Source organism: Aeromonas sp. sif2433 (assembly GCF_019218705.1).
GTDB classification, from domain to species: Bacteria; Pseudomonadota; Gammaproteobacteria; order Enterobacterales; family Aeromonadaceae; genus Aeromonas; species Aeromonas encheleia.
This window is the reverse complement of sequence record NZ_JAHUXD010000004.1, coordinates 230997-248961: the sequence shown is the minus strand read 5'-3', so window position 1 is coordinate 248961 and position 17965 is coordinate 230997. Positions and strand designations below refer to the sequence as shown.

Genomic DNA, 17965 nt, shown 5'->3' with positions numbered 1-17965 from the left:
CCAGCGCACAGGACGCAAAAAAACGCCCCGGTAGGCATAGCGGGGCGAAAGGGAGCCATCCTTTGGCTGCAGAAAAGGGGTCAATAACCGAAGCGGGTCGCCTCGAAGCGGTTGAGCAGGCGGTGAATGAGGTAACAGGCCAGCAGGGTGACGACGATGGCAAACAGGATGCTGCTCACCCGGTACAGGGCGCTGAACACCAGATCGTTGCCCGGGGTCAGGTACTGGCCAAACAGGATGCCGAGGGTGGTGAGGGCGCCGAAGCCGACCCCGGAGCCGCTGGCCTCCTTCACGTGGGCATGGCTGAACAGCATGGCCCCGAGCCAGAGCAGGGGGGCGACCAGCAGCAGCAAACCGGACCAGTCGTACAGCACCAGCTGACCGAGGATGCCGAAACTCACCCCGAGCAGGGTGCCCATGGCGCGCTTGCGAGCGTAGCTCAGTGCACCGTCCCAGTGCATGGGGAACAGGACCAGCAGGGTGGTCGCCTGGGCGGACATGGAGTCGCGCAGATCGAACAGCTGGAATACCAGAAATGAGAGGGTGGCGATGCTGGCGCCGAGCAGCGCCTCGTGCCGCATCCGGTGCGGGGCCTTGGGCGCGGCGGCGGGTTTGGGCCGCTCCTCCACATCCGGGATCAGGGCCGTCATCAGGTAGGCGATGAGCACCGACAGGACGCTGGCCCACAGGTTGCTGAAGATCAGATCGTTCAGGTCTGTCCCGGGGTAGCTGGCAAAGTGCAGCATGATGCTGAGGCTCAGCACGCCGTTGGCGCCGAACAGGAACAGGCTGCCGCGGGACATGGCGGCGAAACGGTAGAGGAACAGCAGGAAGACGATGGGGGTCATCAGGCCGGGATGGCCGCCGAACAGGCCGCCGAGCAGGCCGACCTCCAGCCCGCACGACGCGGCGGACGCGATGAGCTGGCGGGCGGCGTGACCGTTCATCACCGGTATCATCCCCAGCAGCAGCACCGGGGTGACGGTGAAGAAGACCCCGTTGCTCCAGCCGAAGATCTTGCAGAGCACGAAACCCAGGGTGCAACCAAAGGCGATGCGCAGGCACTGGCGCAGCTCGTTGGCGGTGAGGGGCCTGTGCCACAGGTTGATGGCCGTCATCTCAGTAGATGTAGTGCAGCAGGCTGAGCAGGCGGATCTGGCCGCGTGCCAGCAAGGCGGTGAGGGCGTTGTCCGGCAGCAGCTGGACGGTGGCGCGAGCCCCGGCCGGCAGATGGGCTGGCAGCTGCTCGAGGGCCAGATGCAGGCGCAGGCGCTGGGCATCGCGCACCCAGCGATCCGATTCGATGGGATTGGCCAAGAGGCCGTTGGCATCGAACTGGCCGGCGCTGACCCCGGCATCCAGGCTGGAGACCCGGGCGGTATAGAGGCGACCGGGCTCGCCGTCGAAGGCGATCAGGGCTTGGCTGCCGGGGCTGACATGGCGCAGGCTCTTCTCGCGAAAATCGGCGATCACGTCCACCTGCTCCGAGACCAGGGCCAGCAGGGGAGCCCCCGCGCTGGCCACGCTGCCCGGCTTGAGCTGCAGGTTGGTGATGATGCCATCCTGGCTCGCATGGACCTGGCTGTAGGTGAGGTTGAGCTCGGCCTGGGCGAGGCGGTTGCGCGCCTGGCGCAGCAGCAGGTTGTCGTCACCGGCCAGGCCACGATTGACCCTGGCCTGCTCCATGCGGGCCTGGCTGGCCAGCAGGTTGGCCCGGGCGGTGCGGGCGGCGCTGTCCGCGTCATCTTTCTGCTGCTCGGACACCATGTGGCGACGATAGAGGGCATCGATGCGCTCGGCCTCCCGCTGTTTCTGGGCGGTCTGGGTCTGCAGCGAGCTGTAGTCGGCGGCGGTGGCGTTCAGGGTCGCATCCAGCTGGCGATTCTGTTGCTCGGCCTGAGCCAGGGCGAGGCGGGCCTGCTCGACCGCGAGTTCGAACGGTGCGGGATCCAGCACGAACAGCAGATCTCCCTGTTTGACGTGCTGGTTGTTCGCCACCGCGACCTCGACCACCTTGCCGCTGACCTGGGGCGCCATCCTGGTGACGACCCTAGTGGCCATGGCCTGCGGGGTGAGCGGCATCTTGATGTCGGCCAGCAGGAAGTAGCCGAACACCAGGATGAAGCACAGGATGGACCACTTGATCCAGCGTTTGAATTGTTGATCCGGGGTCATCTTATTCTCTCTCTTCCTGCGGGGCGCCAATCTTGCCGAGGGCATTGGCGGAAATGCGGTGCACTATCTCTTCAAACTGCGCCAGCTCCTGCTGGCTGATGCCGCTGAGCAGCTCATGGCGTATCCCCATGATGCGATCCTCGATCTGATCGAGCAGCGCCTTGCCCGCCGGGGTCAGGGTGACGATGCGGGCGCGCTTGTCCTGGCTGCAGCAGTGGCGCTCGATCAGGGCCTGCTCTTCCAGCTGACCCAGGGTGCGCATCAGGGAGGGCAGCTCTATCTCGAGGGCCTCGGCCAGGGTCTTCTGGCTGAGGTGGCCGCCGAGGCGGCTCAGCTTCCACAGCGCGGTCCAGCGCGGATGGGTGAGCCCAAGTGGGGCCAGCTCGATATCGGCCACGGTGCGCCACAAGCGGTGCAGCCGCCCCAGTTGCTCGGCGAGGGACAACTCGCGCAACATCTCCAGATCCTTTTTCATGGCAGACACCTCATATACTTAGCCTGCTAAGCATTATATTTATTTAGCAGGCTAAGTAAAGCGTGATTCAGCTCACATTAAGGTTGCGGCGGCGAGAGGCACAAAAAAGAGGCGGTGACGGGGGTAGGGGCATTCAGCGGGCCGGGCCGGCGTCCGGTGCTGAATGGTGCTTAAGGTTTCAATGTTTTTATATGGCTTTGCAAGCCTGCTAACCGACAGCGCCGGGGGGGATCACTAGAGTAGCGCCACACCACACGCTGGAGCATAACAATGAAAAACCTCTCTACCCCCCAAGCACAAGCCAAGGTCGCCTGGAGCGACCAGCAGATCGCCGGCATGCCCATGATGATCTTCCTCGGGCTGGCCACCTGCGTCCTCTTCTCCGGCTGGAACGGCTCCCTGCCGCTCGGCATGGTCGGCGCCCTGGCGCTGATGTTCGTGCTCGGCACCCTGCTGACCGAGCTCGGCGAGCGCATCACCCCCATCCGCGAATACCTGGGGGGCGGCACCATACTCGCCATCTTCGGCGGCGCCGCGCTGTTTGAGTACCGGGTCCTGCCGGTCGAGGCGGGCCAGGTGATCATCGGCTTCATGAAGGAGGGGGGCTTCCTCAACTTCTTCATCGCCAGCCTGGTGACCGGATCTGTGTTCGGCATGAGCGGCGCCCTGCTGAAAAACGCCGCCATGCGTTACCTGCCGGTGATCCTGGGGGGCGTGGCCCTGGCGCTGCTCAGCGTCGGCCTGGTTGGCTCCCTGCTGGGCTACGGCTTCAAGAATGCGGTGCTGCTCATCGGCCTGCCCATCATGGGTGGCGGCATGGGCGCCGGCGCCGTGCCGCTGGTGGAGATCCTCTCCGGCCCGATGCAGATGTCCAGCGCCGATCTGCTGTCACGCATGGTGCCGGCGGTGGTGATCGCCAACACCCTGGCCATCCTGGTGGGCACCATGCTGGCCCGCCTCGGCCGCCGTTATCCCTCCCTGACCGGCAACGGCAAGCTGATGATCAAGGAGAGCGGCGAGAGCGTGGCCGACGAGAAGGTCCAGGCCCCGACCCTGGAGAGCCTGGGTCTCGGGCTCTTCATCAGCTCCAGCATGTTCGTGCTGGGCTCCCTGCTCGGCAACTTCATCCCCATGCACCCCTTCGCCCTGATGATCCTGGCGGTGGCCATCATCAAGGTGAGCGGCGTGCTGCCGCGCCGCTACGAGCAGGCGGCTGCCGACTGGTACCAGTTCGTGGTGAGCAACCTCACCCCCTCCCTGCTGGTGGGCATAGGCGTCGCCTACACCAGCATCCCCGAGCTTATCGGTGCCTTCTCGGTCAACTACTTCATCATGGTGCTGGTCACCGTGGTCGGTGGGGCCCTGGGGGCGGCCATCGTGGGACGGATGATCGGCTTCTATCCCATAGAGGCGGCCATCACCGGCGGCCTGTGCATGGCCAACATGGGGGGCACCGGCGACGTGGCCGTGCTGTCGGCGGCCCAGCGCATGAAGCTGATGCCGTTCGCCCAGATCTCTTCCCGTCTCGGGGGGGCCGTGATGTTGATCCTGGCCACCCTGCTCATCTCGCTGCTGGCATAAAAGGAATCGACAATGAACGACATCATGATGGGCACCAGCCTGCCCTATGCCGAACGCAAGCGACAGGGCCTGATGGGGCGCATGCCCCACAAGGAGGAGTCACTCTCCCAGCAGCGCCGCCGCATCTACCGCCTGGTCTCGGCCATGCAGAGCCCGTTCGATCAGCACCTGCTGCTGCGCCAGCTGCAGGAGGACAACCCGGTGCTGTTCTACGATCTGGTGCGCCACCACCTGCCGGAGCTGCTGCCCATCATCTACACCCCGGTGGTGGGCGAGGCCTGCCAGCGCCACAGCGATCTCTACCTGCGCAGCCACGGCCTCTACCTCTCCTGGCACGACCGGGACGATCTCGACGACATCTTCGCCGCGGTGGAGCAGGAGGTGGACGTCATCGTCATCTCCGACGGTGAACGGGTGCTGGGGCTCGGCGATCTCGGCATCGGCGGCATGGGGATCTGCATCGGCAAGCTGGCGCTCTACTCCGCCGCCGGCGGCATCAACCCGGCGCGCACCCTGCCGCTGTGCGTGGATGTGGGCACCAACAACCCGGAGCTGCTGGAGGATGATTCCTACCTCGGCTGGCAGGCGCCACGGGTGGACGGGGAGCCTTACTACCACTTCATGGACAAGGTGGTGGCGGCCATTCGCCGGCGCTGGCCCCAGGTGGTGTTGCAGTTCGAGGACTTCGCCGGCAAGCACGCCGCCAACCTGCTGGCCCGTTATAGAGACGAGCTGTGCATGTTCAACGACGACATCCAGGGCACGGCGGCGGTCGCCTCCGCCTGCGTGCTGGCCGGCCTGCAGCAGGCCGGCAGCACCTTGGCGACGACCCCGGTGCTGATCGTCGGCGCTGGCTCCGCGGGCTGCGGCATCGCCGCCATGCTGGCCCAGCTGGCGGGCAGCCCTGAGGGAGTACAGCTGTTCGATCAGGACGGCCTGGTCTGCCTGGACAGAGCCAACCTGACGCCGTCCCAGCGCCCCTTCGCCCGCCCGGCGGAGGAGGCCTGCGCCTCCCTGCCCGAGCTCATAACGCGGCTGCGCCCCGGGGTGCTGATCGGGGTGAGCGGCCAGGGCGGCCTCTTCACCGAGCAGGTGCTCGGCGCCATGGGGGCGGTGTGCGAGCGGCCGGTGATACTGCCGCTCTCCAACCCGACCCGCAGCGCCGAGGCGACGCCGGCGCAGGTGTGGCAGGCCACCGCCGGGCGCGCCCTGCTCGCCACCGGCAGCCCCTTCGCCCCGGTCGAGGTGGCTGGGGAGGCGCGGGTGGTCTCCCAGTGCAACAACGTCTACGTCTTCCCCGGCATCGGCCTCGGTGCCTGCGCCGTCAAGGCGCGCCGCATCAGCGATGGCATGTTGCAGGCGGCGGTGCGGGCGGTGGGGGCCTATCCGCTGGCGGAGGGGCGGCTGCTGCCTCCCATCGAGCAGGTGGGGGAGGTGGCCCGCGCCGTGGCCAGGGCGGTGGCGCTCTGCGCCCGGGACGAGGGGCTTGCCGATTTCAGCGGCGATCCCGCGCCGCTTATTGACCAGACCTGGTGGCGCCCGCACTATTGGTCCGCCTCCTGACGCTGCAAGGTTAATCGATGAAACTGCGCCACCAACTGGTCACCCTCTCCCTCGGGCTGTCACTGCTGCTGATTGTGATCCTGGGGGGCTTGCTCGCCCTCTTCATCCGCCACCTGCTGGAGAGCAACCTGCAGGAGAAGGGCAGCGATCTGGCGCGGGTGCTGGCGGCGGACACCCGGGTGGTGCAGGCCCTGCAGCAGGGCAGCGATCCCGGCCTGCGCGACTACGTGCAGGGGATCTGCAGCCGCACCGATGCCGCCTACATGGTGGTGACCGACGAACATGCCCGCCGTTTGAGCCACCCCTCCCCCGAGCTGGTCGGTGAGGTCTTTCGCGGCGAGGACATCTGGCCGGCGATCCAGGAGCGGCGCAGCTATTGCTCCAAGGATGCGGGCACGCTGGGCCCGGCCATCCGCTGCTTCTCGCCGGTGATAGGGGCGGACGGGCGCGCCATAGGCGCGGTGGCGGTGGGCTACCTGATGCAGACGGTGGAGGGCATCTATCTGGAGAGGATCGCCCTGCTCATCAGCGCCATCGGCGCCGTGCTGGGCTGCGGCCTGCTGCTGGCGTTCTGGTTGCAGCACCGGCTGCGGCGCACCCTGCTGGATCTGGAGCCGGAGACCATAGTCAACCGCTTCGCCCAGCAAGACCTGGTGCTGGAGGGCATCTCGGAGGGGATAGTGGCCCTCGATGGCAACCATCGCATCAAGATGCTCAACAGCGCGGCCTTCTACCAGTTGCGGCTGCCGGGTACCGGCCGCCATGCCCTGCTGGGGCAATCCCTGGCCGAGCTGGCCCCCAGCCTGTTGCCGGCCCTGAACCAGCAGGGCGGGGTGAACTTCACCGTGCAGGGGGAGGCGTTCGTCGGCCACTGGCAGGAGCTGAGCGGCCGCGAGCCGGGCCGCATGCTGATCTTCAGCCGACCGGATGGCACCGGCAGCCTGGGGATGCAGGTGACCCACCTGCGCCAGTATGCCGAGATGCTGCGGATCCAGACCCACGAGTTTGCCAACAAGCTGAGCAGCCTCTCCGGCCTGCTGCAGCTTGGCCACGTGGACGAGGCGGTGGAGCTGATCCAGCAGGAAAACGAGGCCTGCCAGACCATGCTGCAGGATCTGCTGCGCTCCATCGAGAACAAACCGGTGGCCGGGCTCATCCTCGGCAAGTTCAGCCGGGCGCGGGAGCTGGGGGTCGAGCTGGTGCTGGATCCCGGCTCGGCGCTCGGGGAGTACTCGGCCGAGATATCGGCGGATCTCATCACCTGCCTCGGCAACCTGCTGGACAACGGCATCCGCGCCGCCTGGGCCAACCGCCAGCAGTGCCCCCCCAGGGTGCTGCTCTCCGTCGACGACTTCGGGCGGCGGCTGGTGATCGAGGTGGAGGACAGCGGTGAGGGGGTGGACGAGGCGCTGGCGGATCACCTGTTCGACTACGGCGTCAGCCGCCAGATCGGCGATCACGGCGTAGGTCTCTTTCTGGTCAAGAAGACGGTGGCCCGCCGTGGGGGTGTGATAGAATGGCGACGCACCGCCGAGCAGACGACATTGTTCGGTATCTATTTGAATAAAAACCAATTGGTGTGAGCGATGAAGCCAATTTTCACTCTTGTTATCGAGGATGACGAGCGGATCGGCGCCATCCTGGCCGAGCTGATCTCCTCGACCCCGGGTTACTCCCTGCTGGGCCGGGCAGAGAGCCTGGCCCAGGCCGATCTCATGATGCGCGCCACCGAGCCCCAGCTGCTGGTGGTGGATATCTCCCTGCCAGATGGCTCCGGCCTGGAGTGGGTGAACCGGCTGCGCAGCCACAATCGCGAGGTCTATGTGGTCATGGTGACCGCCTCCTGCGACGTGGAAACCATACAGCAGGCCCTCAACCTGGGGGTGCAGGATTACATCATCAAGCCGCTGCGGCTGTTTCGCATCCAGCAGAGCCTGGACGAGATCCTGACCCTGCACCGGCGCCTGTGCGAGCGCGGCCTGCTGGAGCAGAGCGATCTCGACCGCCTGATGGGCAAGGGTCGCATTCAGCCGCGGGAGGTGCGCGACACCCCCAAGGGCATAGATGCCATCACCCTGCGCCAGGTGCTGGAGCTGCTGGCGGGGGAGCCGGACCAGGCCTTCTCTACCGATACGGTGGCGCTGCGCCTGTCGCTCAGCCGTACCACGGCGCGCCGTTATCTGGAGTTTCTGGAGTCCGAAGACAAGCTGGATGTGGATCTCAACTACGGCCAGCGCGGCCGCCCCGAGCGGCGTTATCACTGGCGCCGCCCCGGTTGAGGCGAGCAGGATAAACAACAAGGGAGCCTCGGCTCCCTTGTTGTTTATCTGCATCCTGCACCCTTGGTGCGGCCGGGGATCAGGCCCCTTCCAGCTGGGGCGCGCGCCGTCTCGGCTTGAACTGGGAACACATGACCCCCCCCAGGATCAGGCCGCCGCCGAGCAGGTGATAGCCGTGGATGGGCTCCCCCAGGCTGCTGACCGCGATCATGGCGGTGAACAGCGGGATCAGGTTCATGAACACCGAGGTGCGCTCAGGTCCGAGGCTGGCTAGGCCGCGCATCCAGCAGTAGGCCGCCAGCAGGGAGGAGGCCAGCCCGGCGAACAGCACCATGCTCCAGCCTTCCCGCGGCACCGCCAGCGAGTCGGCGCTGAGGGCGACCGGGATGAGCAGCAGCACCGCCAGCAGGATCTGCACATAGAGGTTGAGCCAGGGGCCGAACGGCAGCTGCCAGCGGCGGATCAGCAGGCCATAGAGCGCATAGCTGGCCGCTCCCAGCAGCATCATGCCATCCCCCGGGTTGATGCCGTTGTGCAGCAGCGCCAGGGGCTGGCCCTGACTCAGCAGCCAGAACACCCCGAACAGGGAGACGCTCATGCCCCCCAGCGCCTGCTTGCCGGGCCGCTGGCCGAAGAAGCAGGCGCCGATCAGCAGGGTGAGCAGCGGCAGCAATGAGCCGATCACCCCCATGTTGGTGGCCGAGGTGCTGTGGGCGGCGTAGTAGGCCAGGCACTGGTAGAGCACCATGCCGAGCAGGGAGAGCACCAGCAGCTTGCCGAGCCAGAGGCGGACCTCGGCGCGGCGGCGCCACAGCTGCGGCAGGCAGAAGGGGGAGAGCGCCAGGGCGGCGAGCACCCAGCGGTAGAACGAGATGGCGGCGGGATCGACGACACCGGCCGCGGCCTTGGAGACCACGGTGTTGGTGGCCCAGATCAGCACCGCCATCAGGGGGAACAGGAGGGGGGAGAAGATACGCATTAAAGACTCCTTAGCATCAGGCCATCAGTCTACTCTTGTCTTTTTGTTGGCAAGTAACGTAAAACTGACAATCTATCCCGCAGAAAGGACAACCCATGCAGCCGCGTCCCCATCAGCGCCAGGATGCCGAACTGGCCGAGCCCAATCCGCTCTACCTGCGCTATCAGCAGATCCAGGCCGACAGCGCCTGCGCCTCCCACAGCCACCCCTGGGGTCAGCTCAGCATGATAAGCCTCGGGGTGATGGAGATAGTGCTGGACGAGCAGCGGCTGCTGGCCCCGGCGGACTACCTCATCTGGGTGCCGGCCGGGCTGGAGCACGCCTCCTACAACCAGCAGGCCCTCGACTACACCTCCATCTACGTCAACGACAGCCTGGCCGCCCGGCTACCCACCGAGCCCAGGCTGCTGGAGATGACGCCGCTGATCCGGGCCATGCTGGCGGATTTCTGCGACCGGCGGCTGGGGCACATGGAGGACGAGTGGGACAGGCGTCAGGCCGAGCTGCTGGTTGAAAAACTGAGCCGGACCCGCTGCCAGGAGAGCTACCTGCCGATGAGCCAGGACAAGCTGCTGGCCCCCATGCTGGCGGCCCTGCGCAGCGATCCCTCCGATCCCCGCACCCTGGCCCAGTGGGCCGAGCAGTTGCACAGCACCGAGCGCACCCTGGCCCGGCGCTGCGTGCGCGAGCTCGGCATGAACTTCGGCCAGTGGCGGGCCCGGCTGCGGCTGCTCAAGGCGCTGGCCTGGCTCAAGGGGGAGCTGCCCATTCAGGAGATAGGCTGGCGGCTCGGCTACGGCTCCACCTCTGCCTTCATCGCCATGTTCAACCGGGAGCTGGGCTGCTCCCCCCAGCGTTATCGTCAGCAGCTGGCCCAGCCAGGGGGCTGAGCCCGGGCTGGCGGCCTGCCGGGATGAGAGCGATGGACAAAGAGAGGGCGCCCTAAGGCGCCCTTGTCGGTTGGGATGAGCACTGCCTGGCTAGAAGAAGCCGAGCGGGTTGATGTCGTGGCTCACCAGCAGGTTCTTGGTGTTCTGGTAGTGATCCAGCATCATCTTGTGGGTCTCGCGGCCTATCCCCGACTTCTTGTAACCGCCGAAGGCTGCGTGGGCCGGATAGGCGTGGTAGCAGTTGACCCAGACCCGACCGGCCTGGATGCCGCGGCCCATGCGCCAGGCCAGGTTGCTGTCCCGGGTCCACAGACCCGCCCCCAGCCCGTACTGGGTGTCGTTGGCGATGGCCAGCGCCTCCGCCTCGTCCTTGAAGGTGGTGACCCCGAGCGCCGGGCCGAAGATCTCCTCCTGGAACACCCGCATCTTGTTCTGACCGTGGAAGATGGTGGGCTGGATGTAGAAGCCCCCCTCCAGCCCGCTCACCCTGGCGGCGTTGCCGCCGATCAGCATCCTGGCCCCCTCGCCACGGCCTATCGCCATGTAGCTCAGGATCTTGTCGTACTGCTCGCGGGAGACCTGGGCCCCCACCTGGGTCGCGGTGTCGAGCGGGTTGCCCTGCACTATGGCACGGGTGCGGGCCAGCACCCGCTCCATGAAATCGTCGTAGATCTTCTCGTGCACCAGGGCGCGGGAGGGGCAGGTGCACACCTCGCCCTGATTGAAGAAGGTCATCAGCATGCCCTCTACCGCCTTGTCGATGTACTGGCTCTCGTGGCTCATCACATCGGCAAAATAGATGTTGGGGGACTTGCCGCCGAGCTCGACGGTGGAGGGGATCATCTTGTCGGCGGCGCAGCGCAGTATATGGGCCCCCACCTCAGTCGAACCGGTGAAGGCCAGCTTCTGGATACGGTCGCTGGTGGCCAGCGCCTGGCCCGCCTCGGCACCGAAGCCGTTGACCACGTTGACCACGCCGGGGGGCAGTATGTCCTTGATGAGATCCATCAGCAGCATGATGGTGACCGGGGTCTGCTCGGCGGGCTTGAGCACGCTGCAGCAACCGGCCGCCAGCACAGGTGCCAGCTTCCAGGTCGCCATCAGCAGCGGGAAGTTCCAGGGGATGATCTGGCCGACCACGCCGATGGGCTCCTTGAAGTGGTAGCTGACGGTGTTCTGATCCAGCTCGGCGGCCGAGCCCTCCTGGGCGCGGATGCAACCGGCGAAGTAGCGGAAGTGATCCACCACCAGCGGCAGATCGGCGGCCAGGGTCTCGCGCACCGCCTTGCCGTTCTCCCAGGTCTCGGCGACGGCGAGGCGCTCCAGGTTCTGCTCGATGCGATCGGCGATGCGCAGCAGCAGGTTGCTGCGTTCGGTGACGCTGGTCTTGCTCCAGCTGGCGAACGCCTTGTGGGCGGCATCCAGCGCCAGTTCGATGTCGGCGGCGTCGGAGCGGGCCACCTCGCAGAACACCTTGCCATCCACCGGCGAGATGTTCTCAAAGTAGCGGCCGGCGCGGGGGGCGACCCAGTCGCCACCGATGAAATTGTCGTAACGGGACTTGAAGCTGACCAGGGCACCTGCCTGGCCGGGGGCGGTATAAATCATCTCGACGTCCTTATGTGTGTGGTCCTGATCGGTTGTGCCTGGGCACTCCGGCTGTCATGCCTGTTCCCTGCCGCAATCACCCATCAGCCATCGCAAGGGTCATGCCAGAGGGTCTGACCAGCACGATAAAAGTTACAAAAACGTTATCAAACGGGGTGTGGCGTCGTATCTTGATTAACCAGTGAGCCCGGTGGCGGCGTCCAGCCTGTGCCGTTTCTGGACAGTGACCGCGACACTGTGCCCTTTATGAACAGGAGGCGTGATGATCGAGTTACCTCAGTTTGCCGGCCCCATCCAACGCTCCTGGCAGCGCTGCCTGCATCAGGGGCTCAGCCGCCAGCAGAGCACCGAGCTGGACTTGCTGCCCCAGGGGGAGCTGTCCGCCCGGCTGGAGGCGAGCCAGGGCCTCGTCGCCTGCTTCCAGCGTTTCGTGTTGCCGCTGTTTGCCCAGCTGCTGGCCGGGCGACCCTGCCGGCTGCTGCTGTGTGACGCCGAGGGGGCCATCCTGGCCGCCAGCGGCGACGATGGCTTCGCCCGTCACGCCGAGCGCATCTTCTTGCGCAGCGGCGCCCGCTGGGGGGAGGCGAGCAAGGGCACCAACGCCATCGGCACCGCGCTCGCCGAACAGAGCGAGGTGCAGGTGCTGGGGGCCCAGCACTTCTTCGCCCAGCACAGCTTCCTCAGCTGCAGCGCCAGCCCGCTGCTCGGGCCAGACGGTAGTCTGCTCGGGGTGCTCGACATCTCCACCGATGCGGCGCACCACGACGGCGACATGCTGGGCACGGTGCGGCTGCTGGCCATGACGCTCGAGAACGCCTTGCTGGCCCGCCAGCCGGGCTGGCTGGTGGATCTGGAGCCCCAGAGCCTCTGGTCTGCCCGGCTGCTGCTGGGGGAGGCGGGGGAACTGCTCGGCGCGAACCGGGCCGGGCGACTCTGGCTCGGCCAGTATCCCTTCGATGGGCAACAACTGCTGCGCGAGTGCCGTGGCCTGCGGCTGGCACCCGAACCCGCGCCCGTCGTGGCGCCTCGTCAGGACGCGGCATCGGTGCCGCTCAAGATGCTGGAGCGGGGCATCTCCCTGCTCGTCGAGGGGGAGACCGGCAGCGGCAAGGAGCACCTGGTGCGCATCCTGCACCGCCAGTCGAGCCGACGGGACAAGGCGCTGCTGTGCGTCAACTGCGGCGCCCTGCCGGCGGAGCTGGTGGAGGCCGAGCTGTTCGGCTACGTGGGGGGGGCCTTCAGCGGCGCACGCAGCCAGGGCAGTCAGGGCTACCTGCGCGCCGCCCACGGCGGCATCCTGATGCTGGACGAGATCGGCGAGCTGCCGCTGTCGGCCCAGACCCGCTTGCTGCGGGTGTTGCAGGAGCGAGCCGTCACCCCGGTCGGCAGCCACAGACCCGAGCCGGTGGACTTCTGGCTGGTCAGCGCCAGCCACCGGGATCTGGCCGCCATGGTGCAGGCCGGCACCTTTCGCGAGGATCTCTACTACCGCATCTGCGGCTGGCGCCAGTCACTTGCGCCGCTGCGGGCGCGACCGCTGGCCGAGCGCAGGGCCCTGATCCTGCACCTGCTGCGGGAGATGGATCCCGCGTTGCGGCTCGATGAGGCCGCCGAGCGCCAGCTGCTGGCCCACTCCCTGCCCGGCAACGTACGCCAGCTCAAGCAGGTGCTGGAGGTGGCCTGCGTGCTGGCGGAAGGGCTGGGCATCATCCTGCCCTCGCACCTGCATCTGCCCGAGGCGCAGACGCTGTCGCGAGCCCAGTGTGTGGGGGAGGCCGTCACCCTGAGGGAGCAAAACCGGCTGCGGGTGCAGCAGACCCTGGCGGCGTGCGACGGCAACGTGAGCGAGGCGGCGCGCCGGCTCGGCATCAGCCGCACCACCCTCTACCGGACGTTGCGAACGGGCGGCTGAGGGCGCTATCGCTTCCTGCCCGCCTTGTGTACTATGGGGCGCAAGACGATTTCTCTTTATTTTTCCGTAGCATGGAGTGCTCTGTGGTAAAGATATCAAGACGTTGGCCCGCGCCCTCCCACCCCGAGCATGGGTCTGATCCCGAACGGAACTCAAGCAGGGTTATCCCTGCGTCTGGGAGCGGCGGCCCCGCATGCCCCTAGGCATGTCACCGGTCCGTTAGCCCATGGCGCCCGCGGCGGCGCGTGTAATAACCTTCGGATCCGGAGCAGGTTGGAGCCGGATCGGAAGGTGTAGAGTAAGAGTCCTGTTTAGGCGTGATACATATGCTTCCTTCCTATTCTCGCGTGACCAACCTGCTGTTCTGGGTGTTGCTGGTATTGAGCCTGCTGGCGATCCTGCTGTTTGAATTCGGGCCCGATCGACGGCTGGAGATGGTGGCCAATACCGAACTGTCCGTCACCGTGCATGATGATCGCCCGCTGGGGGGCCATTCGGTCACCTCTCTGCTCCCATCACGGGAGCAACCCGCCATCGACTGCCAGTTGCGCGCCGGCTACGAATTTCCCTTCTGTGAGCTGGCATTGACCCTGGCCAAGCCCGAGCAGGGAATCGATCTCTCCCATTTCGACGGGGTGCGCATCAAGTTGCGGGTCGAGGGCGAGGGGGAGCAAGTATGGCGACTCTATCTGCGCAACTATCACCCCGCCTACTCCAAGCCCGGGGATGAGACCTCCCACAAGTTCAACGAGGTGATCTTCCGCCCCGACGATTACGGCCGTGTCCAGGACGTGCCGCTCAAGGTGTTTACCCCGGCCACCTGGTGGGTGCAGCAGTACAAGATCCCGCTCTCCCAGCAGGGGCCGGATCTGCACCACGTCTTTGCCATCGAGATCGCCTCCGGTGTCGGCATGAAGCCCGGCCACTACCGGCTGGCGCTGGAGCAGATGGAGTTTTATGGCCGCTGGGGGCGGGCTGGCTCCTTCTATCGTCCCCTGCTGCTGAGCTGGCTGGCCTACGGGCTCACGCTGTTTCTGGTGCAGCATCTGCTGATGCGGGACCGGCTGCGCAAGGCCAGGGCGGCGCGGCGGGCGGCCGAGGCGCTTAGCCAGAGCCTGAGCGAGCAGAGTCGGCGCACCGAGGAGGAGGCCCGTTACGATCCCCTGACCGGGGCCCTCAACCGGTTCGGCGGCGAGAAGCTGCTCAGCGAGCTCGGCGAGATACCGCTCTCCTTCATCTATATCGACATCGATCACTTCAAGCGGGTCAACGACAACCATGGCCACCCCATGGGAGACGAGGTGCTCAAGCACATGGTGAGCGAGGTGCTGCGCCACTGCGATAGCCTCTGCCGTCTGGTGCGCTGGGGGGGAGAGGAGTTTGTGCTGGTCTGCCTGCACCATGAGCAGGCCAAGGCGCTGGCGCTGGCCGAGCGGCTGCGGGCCGCGCTGGTCGGCTATCCGCACTGGCCAAGGGGCCTGAAGATCACCGCCTCCTTCGGGGTGGCGGAGCGGCGCGGCGATCCGCTGGAAAGCGTGCTCAAGCGGGCCGATGAGGCGCTCTATCGGGCCAAGAAGCAGGGGCGCAACCGGGTCGAGGTGGGGTAAGGGCGCGCGGTGGTGCCCTCAAATGCCCTGGCCGTGCTGGCCTCTGCGGGCAAAAACCCGCTATGCTGCGCCGCAATGAGGGCGCTCGCCGCCCGGCTCATCTGACGAGGAACATCCCCATGCCGCAACACCTTGGCGCCCTGACCCTGCTGGTGGCCGACTACGACCAGGCCATCGCCTTCTTCACCCAGGGGCTCGGCTTCGTCCTGCTGGAAGACAGCCCGCTCGACGAGCCGGGCAAGCCCGGCAAGCGCTGGGTGCGGGTCGCCCCCCGTGGCGCCTCCGGGTCGGCGCTGTTGCTGGCGCGGGCCGCCAATTCCGAGCAAGAGGCCGCCATCGGCCGGCAGGGCGGTGGCCGGGTCTTCCTGTTCCTCGAGACCGACGATTTCTGGGGCGATTACCATCGGATGCAGGCCTATGGCGTGCACTTTTGTGAACAGCCCCGCGTCGAGGCCTATGGCACCGTGGTGGTGTTCGAGGACCTCAGTGGCAACCGCTGGGACCTGCTGCAACGCGTCGCTGCCAACTGAAACTGAAAACGTTTATTATCCCGCCCGTCATAAAGTCATAAAAGTGTCACAGAAAGTTCTAATAATTGGCGCACCCATCTTCACAGAGGAGAGAGAAGGGATATGGCTAAGCGAATTCTGGTGGTCGAGGACGAGGCACCAATCCGCGAAATGCTCTGCTTCGTGCTCGAGCAAAAAGGATATGAGACGATTGAAGCGGAAGACTATGCCGATGGCTTGGCGAAGGTGCGTGAGCCCTACCCGGAACTTATCGTGCTGGACTGGATGATGCCCGGTGGCAGTGGCATCCAGTTTATCAAGCAACTCAAACAGGATGAGGTGACCCGCCAGATCCCGGTGGTGATGCTGACCGCCCGTGGCGAGGAGGAGGACAAGGTGCGCGGTCTGGAGGCGGGAGCCGACGACTACATCACCAAGCCGTTCTCCCCCAAGGAGCTGACCGCGCGCCTGCATGCCGTGATGCGTCGGGTCTCCCCCACCTCGGTGGACGAGGTGATCGAGGTGCAGGGGCTTAAGCTGGATCCGGTTTCCCATCGCGTCAGTGCCGAAGACAAGGCGCTCGACATGGGGCCGACCGAGTTCAAGCTGCTGCACTTCTTCATGACGCACCCGGAGCGGGTCTACAGCCGCGAGCAACTGCTCAACAACGTCTGGGGCACTAATGTGTATGTGGAGGACAGAACCGTGGATGTGCACATCCGTCGCCTGCGCAAGGCGATCGAAGAAACGGGACACGACAGATTGATCCAGACGGTGCGTGGAGCCGGATATCGCTTCTCAACCCGTCTCTAGGGGCTAACATGTTGCAACCTTACGCCTGGCGGCGACAGTTGTGGCGAATGGCGTTCTTCTACGCCCCCTTCGTCTTGGTAGGTTGGTTGACGAATTACCTCACCCTCTGCCTGCTGCTAGCCACTCTGCTGCACCTCGGCTGGCATTACCGCTTCCAGAAGCGGCTGTCGGACTGGCTGTGGCACGATCGCAGCCTGGTGCCCCCCAATGGCAGCGGCAGCTGGGAATACATCTTCAACGGCATCTACAAGTTGCAGCAGCGCCACCGGGCCCGGCGCCGCGAGCTGGCGGGTCTGATCCGCCGCTTTCGGGAGGGGGCCGAGGCGCTGCCCGATGCGGCCGTGGTGTTTCGCACCGATGGCAGCATCCTCTGGTGCAACCGGCTGGCGGAGCAACTGCTCGGCTTTCGCTGGCCTGAGGATGCCGGTCAGCACATCGGCAACCTGATCCGCAATCCTGCCTTCGTCGCCTACCTCGGCAAGGGGCAGTATGACGAACCCTTCGAGATGAACTCCCCGATCAACGAGGAGAAGTCGCTCGAGTTTCGCATCATGCCCTACGCCGAGGATCAGGCCATGCTGGTGGTGCGCGACGTGACCCGGTTGCGCAGTCTGGAGAAGACCCGCAAGCACTTCGTCTCCAACGTCTCCCACGAGCTGCGCACCCCGCTCACCGTGCTCAAGGGTTATCTGGAGATGACCGAGGAGCCGCCGCCCCCCGCCATGTGGGCCAAGGCGCACAGGGTGATGATGGAGCAGACCATCCGCATGGACAATCTGGTCAATCAGCTGCTCACCCTGTCGCGGATCGAGGCGGCCCCGACCGTGGATCTGTCCCATCTGGTGGACATGCCCGCCATGCTGGGGTTGCTGGAGCAGGAGGCGCGGGCGCTGTCCGGGGAGCATGCGCACCAGATAGAGTTCAGGGTGCAGCCCGGCCTGCTGGTGCGAGGGGACAGGGATCAGCTGCGCAGCGCCGTCTCCAACCTGGTCTACAACGCCATTCACTACACCCCGGCGGGTCACAAGATCAGCGTGGAGTGGCGCAAGCAGGGGGCCATGGCGCTGTTCGCGGTGCAGGACGAGGGGGAGGGGATACCGCCTGAGCATCTGGCGCGTCTCACCGAGCGCTTCTATCGGGTCGACAAGGCGCGCTCCCGCCACACCGGCGGATCCGGGCTCGGCCTCGCCATCGTCAAGCACGCGCTGAGTCATCACGATGCCCAGCTCGAGATAGAGAGCCAGGTCGGCGTCGGCAGCCGCTTCAGCTTCCTCATCCCGGCGAGGATGGTGGTGAAATAGCCTCGGCAGCAATGCGTTAGCGTCATCAAGGGGGCCTCTGCGAGGCCCCCTTCTCATCTGCCAGCATCTGCCGCCATGTCATCAAAGTGTCACATTAAATCCATAAATTTGTCATTGCCAGGTCAGATACTGGCGCCGTCTTAAGAACAGACCTTCTGTCACTTTGGAGATAGAGGCTAGGGAATGAAACTCAACAATCTGACTGATGCAGTCGGGTTGACCACCGCAAGACAGTGTTAATCGGCGCCATGTATTGGCAATAGCCTTCTGTAA

The 17965-nt window shown here is 65.8% G+C and carries 15 protein-coding genes; 10 read left to right on the top strand and 5 right to left on the bottom strand.

The genetic code is table 11. The annotated features are described in order from the left end of the window. Positions 1-80 precede the first annotated feature (80 nt). The 3 genes from KW825_RS08445 to slyA are packed head-to-tail and all read right to left on the bottom strand — an operon-like array spanning position 81 to position 2650. Positions 81-1109, bottom strand: a complete 1029-nt coding sequence (locus tag KW825_RS08445) for a DUF2955 domain-containing protein (protein WP_218328982.1) — start codon at positions 1107-1109, stop codon at positions 81-83. Between the two features lie 10 nt (positions 1110-1119). Further along, complete coding sequence (locus KW825_RS08440) at positions 1120-2175, bottom strand: HlyD family secretion protein (protein ID WP_218328929.1); 1056 nt, start codon at positions 2173-2175, stop codon at positions 1120-1122. A gap of 1 nt (position 2176) precedes the next feature. After that, positions 2177-2650 (bottom strand): transcriptional regulator SlyA, encoded by a 474-nt coding sequence (gene slyA / locus KW825_RS08435; RefSeq protein ID WP_042654012.1) that lies wholly within the window; start codon positions 2648-2650, stop codon positions 2177-2179. Between the two features lie 270 nt (positions 2651-2920). Between slyA and KW825_RS08430 the strand changes: the two genes are divergently transcribed. The 4 genes from KW825_RS08430 to KW825_RS08415 are packed head-to-tail and all read left to right on the top strand — an operon-like array spanning position 2921 to position 8073. Then, positions 2921-4231 carry a 2-hydroxycarboxylate transporter family protein gene (locus KW825_RS08430; protein WP_218328928.1) on the top strand — a complete coding sequence of 437 codons (1311 nt, stop codon included), beginning with the start codon at positions 2921-2923 and terminating at the stop codon, positions 4229-4231. A gap of 12 nt (positions 4232-4243) precedes the next feature. Further along, positions 4244-5794, top strand: coding sequence for an NAD-dependent malic enzyme (locus tag KW825_RS08425; RefSeq protein WP_218328927.1), 1551 nt, complete (start codon positions 4244-4246; stop codon positions 5792-5794). Positions 5795-5811: 17 nt separating this feature from the next. Continuing rightward, a complete protein-coding gene (locus KW825_RS08420) occupies positions 5812-7377 on the top strand; it encodes a sensor histidine kinase (RefSeq protein ID WP_218328926.1) in 1566 nt (521 codons plus the stop codon). A gap of 3 nt (positions 7378-7380) precedes the next feature. Further along, positions 7381-8073 (top strand): response regulator, encoded by a 693-nt coding sequence (locus KW825_RS08415; RefSeq protein WP_218289894.1) that lies wholly within the window; start codon positions 7381-7383, stop codon positions 8071-8073. 79 nt (positions 8074-8152) lie between these two features. Here KW825_RS08415 and KW825_RS08410 read toward each other — a convergent pair whose 3' ends face one another. Further along, positions 8153-9052, bottom strand: a complete 900-nt coding sequence (locus KW825_RS08410) for a DMT family transporter (protein ID WP_218328925.1) — start codon at positions 9050-9052, stop codon at positions 8153-8155. Positions 9053-9147: 95 nt separating this feature from the next. On the opposite strand from KW825_RS08410, the gene KW825_RS08405 reads away from it, so the two are divergent. Further along, a complete protein-coding gene (locus KW825_RS08405; protein ID WP_218328924.1) occupies positions 9148-9942 on the top strand; it encodes a helix-turn-helix transcriptional regulator in 795 nt (264 codons plus the stop codon). A 90-nt stretch (positions 9943-10032) separates the two neighbouring features. Here the strand turns inward: KW825_RS08405 and KW825_RS08400 are convergent, their stop codons facing one another. After that, positions 10033-11550, bottom strand: a complete 1518-nt coding sequence (locus KW825_RS08400; protein ID WP_218328923.1) for an aldehyde dehydrogenase family protein — start codon at positions 11548-11550, stop codon at positions 10033-10035. A gap of 262 nt (positions 11551-11812) precedes the next feature. Between KW825_RS08400 and KW825_RS08395 the strand changes: the two genes are divergently transcribed. The 5 genes from KW825_RS08395 to phoR all read left to right on the top strand — a co-directional run bounded on the left by KW825_RS08395 (position 11813) and on the right by phoR (position 17692). After that, entirely contained in the window at positions 11813-13462 is a 1650-nt protein-coding gene (locus KW825_RS08395; protein ID WP_218328922.1) for a sigma-54-dependent Fis family transcriptional regulator, read from the top strand. A 326-nt stretch (positions 13463-13788) separates the two neighbouring features. Further along, on the top strand, positions 13789-15069 hold the full coding sequence (locus tag KW825_RS08390; protein WP_218328921.1) for a GGDEF domain-containing protein: 1281 nt from the start codon (positions 13789-13791) through the stop codon (positions 15067-15069). 119 nt (positions 15070-15188) lie between these two features. Further along, entirely contained in the window at positions 15189-15599 is a 411-nt protein-coding gene (locus KW825_RS08385) for a VOC family protein (protein ID WP_218328920.1), read from the top strand. A gap of 102 nt (positions 15600-15701) precedes the next feature. Then, positions 15702-16391: a phosphate regulon transcriptional regulator PhoB gene (gene phoB / locus KW825_RS08380; protein ID WP_042654001.1), complete on the top strand. Its 690-nt coding sequence runs from the start codon at positions 15702-15704 to the stop codon at positions 16389-16391. Positions 16392-16399: 8 nt separating this feature from the next. Next, positions 16400-17692 carry a phosphate regulon sensor histidine kinase PhoR gene (gene phoR / locus KW825_RS08375; protein WP_218328919.1) on the top strand — a complete coding sequence of 431 codons (1293 nt, stop codon included), beginning with the start codon at positions 16400-16402 and terminating at the stop codon, positions 17690-17692. Positions 17693-17965 lie beyond the last annotated feature (273 nt).